The organism is Marinobacter sp. L-13, from assembly GCF_056857715.1.
Genome location: NZ_JBSXNQ010000057.1, coordinates 129,459 through 138,697, shown reverse-complemented (window position 1 = coordinate 138,697; position 9,239 = coordinate 129,459). Strand labels below are relative to the sequence as shown.

Below are 9,239 nucleotides of genomic sequence, written 5' to 3'. Positions count from 1 at the left end.
GTCCTGACGATTGCCTACTTCGACCGGTTGGGAGTGCCGAGACTCTCGTGAACCCTCAACGTCTCGAACCGCCCGGTGCGGACCCGCATGCCGGGTGGTGTGGGAGGGGTGGAGCCTCATGGCTCCCCCCTATCCCGATTTCCAGTTCCGGATGATTACTTTTCCAGATACTGAAGCTTGTTCGGCTTGCCATCCCACTCTTCAGCGTCTGGCAGTGGATCTTTCTTTTCGGTGATGTTCGGCCATTTGGCGGCCAGATCGGCATTCAGCTCAACAAACTGGACCTGATCGGCCGGCAGTTCGTCTTCCGAGAAAATGGCTTCGGCCGGGCACTCTGGCTCGCACAGGGCGCAGTCGATACATTCGTCCGGGTCGATTACCAGAAAGTTCGGTCCCTCGTAGAAGCAGTCTACCGGACAGACTTCCACGCAGTCTGTGTACTTACACTTGATGCAGTTATCAGTAACGATAAACGCCATAGTCAGATCCCTGGTCCAGTGGTCGGTCAGTCTCATCAGGAGCGCCGTCGGGCGCTGCCGTTATATTTTGGTGCGCGATATTGTAGGGAGCGACCCGCACAGCCGCAAGCGTTCGACTGCTATAACCTTATTACACAGATCAATTCTTCGCTATTTCTTCATCAACGCCTTCAGTTCGTAAAGCTGATTCATGGCATCCCGGGGGGTTAGTCCGTCGAGGTCCATGTCTTTAAGTGCCTCTTCCACGGCGCTGGGCTCCAGGCTGGCGAACATGTCGCCCTGGTAAACGGATTCATTTACCTTTGCTGCCGGCTTGGCCAGGGATGCGTTGTTGCCCTGTTCGGCGGCCGAGGCTGCCGGCGCCGCTGGCGAAGCGCTGCCCTCCAGGTGGGAGAGCTGGGTTTTGGCGTTACGGATCACATCCTGTGGCACGCCTGCCAGCTTTGCTACCTGCAGACCGTAGCTCTGGCTTGCCGGGCCATCATGCACGTTGTGCAGGAACACGATGCTGTCATCGTGTTCGGTGGCCGTCAGATGGACGTTTACGGCATGTTGCAGCTCATCGGCCAGCTGGGTCAGCTCGAAATAGTGGGTGGCAAACAGCGTGTAGCAGCGTATCTCCCGGGCAAGGTGTTCGGCAGTAGCCCAGGCCAGGGACAGGCCATCAAAGGTGCTGGTGCCACGACCAACCTCGTCCATCAACACCAGACTGTGCTCGGTGGCGTTGTGCAGGATGTTGGCGGTTTCGGTCATTTCCACCATGAAGGTGGAGCGGCCGCCGGCGATATCGTCCGAGGAACCCATGCGGGTAAAAATCCGGTCCACGGGGCCGATCACTGCCCGGTTGGCGGGCACGAAACTGCCGGTGTAGGCGAGCAGCGCAATCAGCGCGGCCTGACGCATATAGGTGGATTTACCGCCCATGTTCGGGCCGGTTATCACCAGCATGCGGCGCTGGGTGTCCATTAGCAGATCGTTCGGTACGAAGGGCTCGTCCAGCAACTGTTCAACCACCGGATGGCGCCCTTCCTCAATGTCAAAACCCGGGGATTCGCTGAACTCCGGCGCGGAAAAGCGCAGAGAGGTGGCGCGCTCGGCAAAATTACTCAGCACATCCAGTTCTGCCAGTGCCTGCGCGGCATCCTGAAGTGGCGCAAGTTGCCCGGCGACGGTTTCCAGTACGTCATCGTAAAGGCCTTTCTCACGGGCCAGGGCCCGGCTCTTGGCACTCAGGGCCTTGTCCTCGAACTCCTTGAGTTCCGGCGTGATGAATCGCTCGGCGTTTTTCAGGGTCTGCCGGCGAATATAATCCACCGGCGCCTGATCGGACTGGGCCCGGCTTATTTCGATGTAGTAGCCGTGGACCCGGTTGTAACCTACTTTGAGGGTGCTGATACCGGTGCGATCCCGCTCCCGGGTTTCGACATCCAGCAGATACTGGCCGGCGTTTTCGCTGATGTTGCGCAGCTCGTCCAGCTCCTCGTCGAAGCCTTCCCGGATGACCCCGCCTTCACGGATCACGACCGGGGGATTGTCGATGATGGCGCGCTCCAGCAGATCCGCCAGTTCCGGGTATTCCCCAATGATGGTCGCCAGCCTGACGACGTGGTGGGAATTGACCGGTTTCAGGGTTTCCTGCAGGTCCGGCAGGGCCTGGAAGGCATCCCGAAGCCGCGCCAGGTCTCTTGGCCGGGCCGAACGAAGGGCGACCCGTGCGAGCACGCGCTCAATGTCGCCAACAGCTTTCAGCAGATCGTGCACCGGCTCATAGTGGAACCCGTCCAGCAGTGCCGATACCGCCTGCTGACGCTGGCGGACGATTTCCACATCCCGAAGCGGCCGATTCAGCCAGCGCCGGAGTTCCCGTCCACCCATGGATGTGGCGGTGCGGTCCATGACCCAGGCGAGGGTATACTGGTGGCCGCCCATGAGATTGGTGTCAATTTCCAGATTGCGACGGCTGGCCGCGTCCAGGATGACTGCTTCATCGCGCCGTTCGCGGGTCAGCTTGCGAATATGGGGCAGGGCGGTACGCTGGGTTTCCTTGGCATACTGCAGCAGGCAGCCCGCGGCACAGACGGCGAGATTGAGTTCCTCGCAGCCGAAACCTGTCAGGTCCCTGACCTGAAGCTGATGGGTAATAACCCTGCGGGCCGTATCGGATTCGAAGAGCCAGGGCCCCTGACGGCGTATTCCGGTGAAACCCTCCAGAACGTCCTCGTAGGGAAAATCCTCGCTGATCAGGATTTCCGCCGGACGCAGGCGCTGCAGTTCGCCCTGCAGGGCCTCCAGGTTTTCCAGCTCCGACACGGCAAAACGGCCGCTGGAAATATCGAGCGAGGCAAAACCGAACTGCTCCCGATGGTTATAGATAGCCACCAGTAGATTGTCCCGTCGATCCTCCAGGTAGGCGTCGTCGCTCAGGGTCCCCGGTGTGACGATCCTCACCACCTGTCGCTCAACCGGACCCTTGCTGGTGGCAGGATCTCCGATCTGTTCGCAGATGGCGATGGATTGACCTGCCCGAACCAGCCGGGCAATGTAGCCCTCAGAAGAGTGATAGGGGATGCCGGCCATGGGGATCGGATTGCCGCCAGATTGGCCCCGGGCGGTGAGGGTAATATCCATCAGCTCGGCCGCTTTCTTGGCATCTTCATAGAACAGTTCGTAAAAGTCCCCCATGCGGTAAAAAACCAGTTCATTGGGGTGCTGGCCCTTGATCTTCAGGTACTGCTGCATCATTGGGGTGTGCTTGGAAAGATCGGTCTGAGCTGCTGACATGAACGGGTCCGGTAGCCTTGCTTTGGATGAAGGCGTGAATTGTAAGAAAATAACCGCCGTGATGAAACGAAGGAGGTCATTATGCTGGCCAGCGATCAGGAATTGGAAGAGGCAGGCAACCGCCTTGGTGAACGACTGCTGACAACCGGCCGTACCGTTGCGACGGCGGAGAGTTGCACCGGCGGCTGGGTTGCGAAGGTACTGACCGATCGTGCCGGTTCTTCGGCCTACGTGCTGGGTGGCCTTGTCACGTACAGCAATGAGGCCAAGCAGGGGCTTCTGGGCGTAACCCGGAAATCGCTGGATGAACACGGTGCGGTCAGCGAACCGGTGGTGCGGGAAATGGTTGCCGGTGCCCTGGTGGCGACAGATGCTGACGTTGCCGTGGCTATCAGTGGTGTTGCCGGGCCCGGCGGTGGCAGCGATGACAAGCCTGTGGGCACCGTCTGGTTTGCCTGGGGTAGCAGCCCGGCCTCCGCCGTGGCGGTGGTAAAACACTTTGAGGGTGATCGTGATCAGGTCCGCAGGCAGGCCGTTCTCTTTGCCCTTCAAGGGGTTAACAATTTTGTGGACGAAGTCTGACGGCTTTCACATCCGGAGGGGTTGGTCTCCTCTGCGGGTTATGTTTTAATACTGTTCAAATATACAGGGAATGGGCTGTTCGAGCTGTACAGATTCCCGATTCACTATTTCGCTGCCAGCCTTTTCCTGAGGGTGGCGGCCCAGGCGACAGAGGGTTTGCACTGATGGAAGACAACCGCAAGAAAGCATTGAGCGCAGCACTTGGGCAGATTGAGCGCCAGTTCGGCAAGGGCGCCGTGATGAAAATGGGCGATCAGCCCCGCGAAGCCATTCCTGCGGTCTCCACCGGTTCCCTTGGCCTGGACGTTGCCCTGGGTATTGGCGGTCTTCCATATGGTCGAATTTGCGAAATCTACGGTCCGGAAAGTTCCGGTAAGACGACGCTCACCCTCCAGGTAATTGCCGAAGCACAAAAAGCCGGCAAAACCTGTGCATTCGTGGATGCCGAGCACGCGCTCGATCCGGTTTACGCCGAAAAGCTGGGCGTCAATGTGGACGACCTTCTGGTGTCCCAGCCGGATACCGGTGAGCAGGCCCTGGAAATTGCCGACATGCTGGTTCGTTCCAATGCGGTAGACGTGATCATCGTGGACTCCGTGGCGGCCCTGACCCCGAAAGCGGAAATCGAGGGTGAAATGGGCGACAGCCACGTGGGTCTGCAGGCGCGACTGATGTCCCAGGCGCTTCGCAAGCTGACCGGTAATGTCAAACACGCTAACTGCCTGATGATTTTCATCAACCAGATCCGTATGAAAATCGGGGTTATGTTTGGCTCGCCCGAAACCACCACCGGTGGTAACGCGCTGAAATTCTACTCCTCCGTTCGCCTTGATATCCGCCGCATTGGTGCCGTGAAAGATGGTGACGAAGTGGTCGGTAACGAGACCCGCGTGAAAGTAGTCAAGAACAAAGTATCGCCGCCGTTCAAGCAGGCCGAGTTCCAGATTATGTACGGTAAGGGCATTTACCACATGGCGGAAGTGCTGGATATGGGCGTCAAGGAAGGCTTTGTCGACAAGTCCGGAGCCTGGTACGCCTACAATGGCGACAAGATCGGTCAGGGCAAGGCCAACGCCTGCAAGTTCCTGGAAGAAAACATGGACATTGCCAACGAGATCGAAGCCAAGGTTCGGGACAAGTTGATGCCCAAGCCTGAACCGAAGAAAGACGCAAAAGAAGAGCCTGCAGAAGCCAACGGCGAGCTGCTCTAAGCTTGATGTAGGGAGGACGTATGGATGGCATGAAGAAACTTTTGATTGTTGCCCATGCGCCTTCCCCGAACACCCTCCGCCTACGAGAAGCTGTGGATGAGGGTGCCCGCCATGAAGATATCGAAAACGTTGAAGTAACCGTTCTGGCACCGTTGGATGCCGGTCCCGAAGACGTTCTTGCCTGCGACGCCATTATTCTGGGCACCACTGAGAATCTCGGGTATATGAGTGGTGCTTTAAAAGACTTCTTCGATCGCAGCTACTATCCCTGCCTCGAGAAAACCCAGGGGCTACCTTTTGCCTATTACATTCGCGCCGGCCATGACGGCACGGGCACCAAGCGGGCAATAGAAAGCATTACCACCGGGCTACGCTGGAAGCTGGTCCAGGAGCCTTTGATCTGCCGGGGTGAATACCGGGAAGAGTTTGAAGATCAGTGTCGGGAGCTGGGGATGTATGTTGCGGCCAGCCTTGACGCCGGGCTGGTTTGATTCCGAAGGCCTGGCTCAGCTGGCAAACCGGTTGTAGAAGCCTTCAATCCGCGACAGGGCATTGTCGACAGTTCGTGAATAGCCCTTCTTGTCCAGGCAATAGCTGAACTGGACACTGACGCGATAGCCGGTCTGGAAGGGCTGGCATTCCACCACCCGGGCACAAACCCGCGATTCGCTGATGTACTTGCCGTCAAAATCCATGAACAGACGGGCGCCCGGCTCTACTGGTCGGGGGCATAGCACTGCCATTCCGTACCGGTTGAGGTCCAGGCAGGTAACCGGCGTGGGGTGTTTGCCACGACCAAGGAAGCTACGCTCCCGGAGCTGGACCTTCAGGCAGGAGGCGGGGTAACGATCCTTGATTCTGCGCTCTGCGGAATCATTGGTCATACGCTGGCGTCCGTTGCGTGCATTGTTTTTATGGTTGGGACATGAAGTGTAGTTCCGGAAAGGCTGGCTGAAAAATGAGCGGCGGCGGAATTGTGAACTGCCTAACAAAATCCCGCGCACTGTGCGCGACTCCAGAAATCTTCGTGCTGAACGCGACAGAGCCGACCGCAGAATCTACAATGACCGGCCAATGTGTTAACCGTTACAGGACCAAACCTTGAAGTCACTGCCTCTGCACCAGCTTTACAAAGCCTGTGTTCTGAAAGATCTGCCGTTCAAAACCACCAAGCAACTGGAGCCCCTGGCTGAAATCGTTGGCCAGAACCGTGCCCAGGAGGCTGTGCGTTTTGCTCTGGCAATGCCCCATGGCGGTTACAACGTCTATGCCGTTGGCCGTAATGGCCTGGGTAAGCGCACCATGATGCTGCGTTACCTCGAGCATCATGTGGATACGGATCAGCAGAGCCATGACTGGTGCTACGTGGCCAACTTCGAGGAGCCGCGCATTCCGAAGCTGTTGCAGCTCCCGGCCGGGAAGGGTACCCAGCTCAAACAGGATATGGAAAAGCTGATGAGTCGCCTGGTCAAGGTTATTCCCCAGACCTTTGATAGCGACAGCTTTCTTGAGCGCTCGGAACAGTTGAAAAACGAATACGGCAAAAAGCAGGAAGACGAGCTGGAGAAGGTGGCGGCCCAGGCCAAGCGCAAAAAAGTCAGCCTTACTGTGACAACCCCGGGCGGTTATCGGTTGGTGGCCATGAATGGCGACGAACCCCACACTGCGGAATCTTTCCAGGCTCTGACCGATGAGCAGCGCGACAAGTTCGAGGATGCCATCAACAAGCTTGAGAAAAAGCTCCGGCAGGCGCTTCGCAAACTGGCGGACTGGGAGCAGGAATACGCTGATAAACAGCAAGCCCTGAACCAGGAGACCCTCGAGAGTATCTCAGGCCATCAGATTGATGAGCTGATCGAGAAATACAAGGATCTGCCGGACGTGGTCGCCTTCTTTGAAGCGGTTCGGGCGGACTTGGTTGAAAATCTCGAGATTTTCCTCGATGACAACGAGGAACAGGCAGCGATTGCGTATGCGTCCCTCGACAAGAAGATGCCCCGCCGTTACCTCGTCAATGTTCTGGTGCATCAGAAAACCAACGAAGTGCCGATGGTTGTGGAGGATAACCCCACCTACCACAACCTGTTCGGTTACGTTGAGAACGTCACCTACAAGGGCACCGTGTTCACGGATTTCTCCCTGATTCGCCCGGGCAGCCTGCACAGGGCCAACGGCGGCTATCTGTTGATGGACGCCATCAAGGTTCTGGAGCAACCGTTTGTATGGGATGGCCTCAAGCGTGCGCTGCGTTCGAAGTCCATACAGATAAATTCCCTGGAACGGGAACTGACGCTGTCCGGAACCATCTCAATTGAACCGGAATCGGTGCCCCTGGACGTCAAGATTGTTCTGTTCGGCGACCGTGAAACCTGGATGTTGCTGCAGGAATACGATTCCGAATTCGCCGAGCTGTTTCGAGTCACGGCGGATTTCGAGAACGAAATGTACCGTTCCGATGACAGTCAGCTGTTATATGCCAAGTTCATCGCCAGCCTGGTGAGCGAGAAGAAGCTACTGCACTGTTCGAACAAGGCGGTTGCCCGGGTGATTGAACACAGTGCCCGTATGGCCGAGCATCAGGATCGACTGTCCCTGCATGCAGCCGATATTGCCAACCTGCTGCGGGAATCCGATTTCTGGGCCCGTCAGGCCGGTGCCAAGCTGATCCAGGACCTGCACGTTGAGCGAGCGCTCGAAAGCGCGAAATACCGCAGCAGCCGGATACGGGATCAGTTCTATGATTCCATCCGTGACGGCACAACGCTCGTAACTACAAGTGGCACGTGTGTTGGCCAGGTTAATGCACTCTCGGTGCTGTCCACGGGTGGATTTGAGTTCGGTCTTTCCAACCGTGTCACCGCTACCTGCTATTATGGAGATGGCGCGGTCATGGATATTGAGCGAGATGTAAAGCTTGGTGGCAATCTGCACTCCAAGGGCGTGATGATCCTGAGCTCCTGGCTAGCCTCCCATTTTGCGGTCAACGATCCGATGCACTTGTCGGCCAGTCTGACCTTCGAGCAGAACTACGGTGAAGTGGACGGAGACAGTGCTTCTCTGGCAGAGCTGTGCGCGCTGATTTCGTCCCTTTCCGGTATACCGGTTCGGCAGGATCTTGCGATTACGGGGTCGGTCAACCAGTTTGGTGAGGTTCAGCCCATCGGCGGTGTCAATGAAAAAGTGGAAGGCTTTTTTACCACCTGCCAGCTCAAAGGTGGGCTTTCAGGCAGCCAGGGTGTCATCGTGCCATCCACCAATGTGCAGAACCTGATGCTTGACAGCGAAGTGGTGCAGGCAGTGCGCGGGGGGCAGTTTGCGGTTTACGCGGTCGCCCGTGTTGAAGAGGCCATAACGCTGCTGCTTGGAAAGCCTGCGGGCAAGGCTGATGACAAAGGCAGGTACCCGAAGCAGAGCGTTTTTGGCATTATCCAGCAACGGCTAGAAAAAATGCGGGAACACGAGCGTCAGGAACATGCCCGTGACGACCATAAAGACCCGTCAATTCACTGACCGGCGATCATAAGAAAACGGACAGGAGAGAACACACCCATGACTGATATCCAGCAAACCGTGTACGTTGTTGAGGACGATGAAGCAGTCCGCGATTCCCTGGAGCTGCTGCTGAAATCCGACGGCAAGCCGGTAAAGACCTATGAGAGTGCAACCGCTTTCCTGAAGGACTACTCCGACAAGATGGCAGGCTGCATTGTGCTGGATATTCGCATGCCGGGCATGGACGGTATGGAGCTCCAGAAAAAGCTCAATGAAAAACACTCTATATTGCCGATTATCTTTGTGACGGGTCACGGTGACGTCCCCATGGCCGTCGACGCCATGAAAGAGGGCGCTGTGGACTTCATCCAGAAGCCCTACCGTGAGGAGGCACTGCTGGAGAAAATTGAGGCAGCCCTCAAACAGGATCTTGAGCAGCGCAAGTCTCTGGACGAGAAGCAGGAGATCATTCGCCGCATCAAGAGCCTGACCCCCCGGGAACACGAGATCATGGACCGTATGATTGCCGGTCAGGCCAACAAGGTGATTGCCATTGAGCTGGAAATCAGCCAGCGCACGGTCGAGATCCACCGTTCCCGCGTTATGCACAAGATGGGAACCCATTCCCTGGCACATCTCGTTCGTATGGTCCTGTCCGTAAAGGACCTTATCGACGCAGGGTGATCCCGGCGGC

Annotated in this window: 8 protein-coding genes; 5 read left to right on the top strand and 3 right to left on the bottom strand. The window is 57.2% G+C overall.

The window, feature by feature from the left end; genetic code table 11:
- Nucleotides 1-155: 155 nt before the first annotated feature.
- Together fdxA and mutS are read right to left on the bottom strand one after the other, a co-directional pair.
- Nucleotides 156-479, bottom strand: coding sequence for a ferredoxin FdxA (fdxA, locus tag AC13DD_RS12915; RefSeq protein ID WP_008170541.1), 324 nt, complete (start codon nucleotides 477-479; stop codon nucleotides 156-158).
- A 150-nt stretch (nucleotides 480-629) separates the two neighbouring features.
- Entirely contained in the window at nucleotides 630-3,260 is a 2,631-nt protein-coding gene (gene mutS, locus AC13DD_RS12910; RefSeq protein ID WP_482931251.1) for a DNA mismatch repair protein MutS, read from the bottom strand.
- A gap of 81 nt (nucleotides 3,261-3,341) precedes the next feature.
- Here mutS and pncC point away from each other — a divergent pair, with 81 nt between their 5' ends.
- The 3 genes from pncC (at nucleotide 3,342) to AC13DD_RS12895 (ending at nucleotide 5,544) form a co-directional block, all read left to right on the top strand.
- Nucleotides 3,342-3,842 (top strand): nicotinamide-nucleotide amidase, encoded by a 501-nt coding sequence (gene pncC / locus AC13DD_RS12905; RefSeq protein ID WP_273044418.1) that lies wholly within the window; start codon nucleotides 3,342-3,344, stop codon nucleotides 3,840-3,842.
- A 164-nt stretch (nucleotides 3,843-4,006) separates the two neighbouring features.
- Nucleotides 4,007-5,053 (top strand): recombinase RecA, encoded by a 1,047-nt coding sequence (gene recA / locus AC13DD_RS12900; RefSeq protein WP_008170534.1) that lies wholly within the window; start codon nucleotides 4,007-4,009, stop codon nucleotides 5,051-5,053.
- A gap of 20 nt (nucleotides 5,054-5,073) precedes the next feature.
- On the top strand, nucleotides 5,074-5,544 hold the full coding sequence (locus AC13DD_RS12895; RefSeq protein ID WP_008170531.1) for a flavodoxin family protein: 471 nt from the start codon (nucleotides 5,074-5,076) through the stop codon (nucleotides 5,542-5,544).
- A gap of 15 nt (nucleotides 5,545-5,559) precedes the next feature.
- On the opposite strand, the gene AC13DD_RS12890 is transcribed toward AC13DD_RS12895, so the two are convergent.
- Nucleotides 5,560-5,937 carry a PilZ domain-containing protein gene (locus AC13DD_RS12890; protein WP_008170530.1) on the bottom strand — a complete coding sequence of 126 codons (378 nt, stop codon included), beginning with the start codon at nucleotides 5,935-5,937 and terminating at the stop codon, nucleotides 5,560-5,562.
- 217 nt (nucleotides 5,938-6,154) lie between these two features.
- On the opposite strand from AC13DD_RS12890, the gene AC13DD_RS12885 reads away from it, so the two are divergent.
- Both AC13DD_RS12885 and fixJ read left to right on the top strand, forming a co-directional pair.
- Entirely contained in the window at nucleotides 6,155-8,563 is a 2,409-nt protein-coding gene (locus tag AC13DD_RS12885; protein ID WP_092031537.1) for an ATP-binding protein, read from the top strand.
- Between the two features lie 39 nt (nucleotides 8,564-8,602).
- A complete protein-coding gene (gene fixJ / locus AC13DD_RS12880) occupies nucleotides 8,603-9,229 on the top strand; it encodes a response regulator FixJ (protein ID WP_008170525.1) in 627 nt (208 codons plus the stop codon).
- Nucleotides 9,230-9,239: the final 10 nt, after the last annotated feature.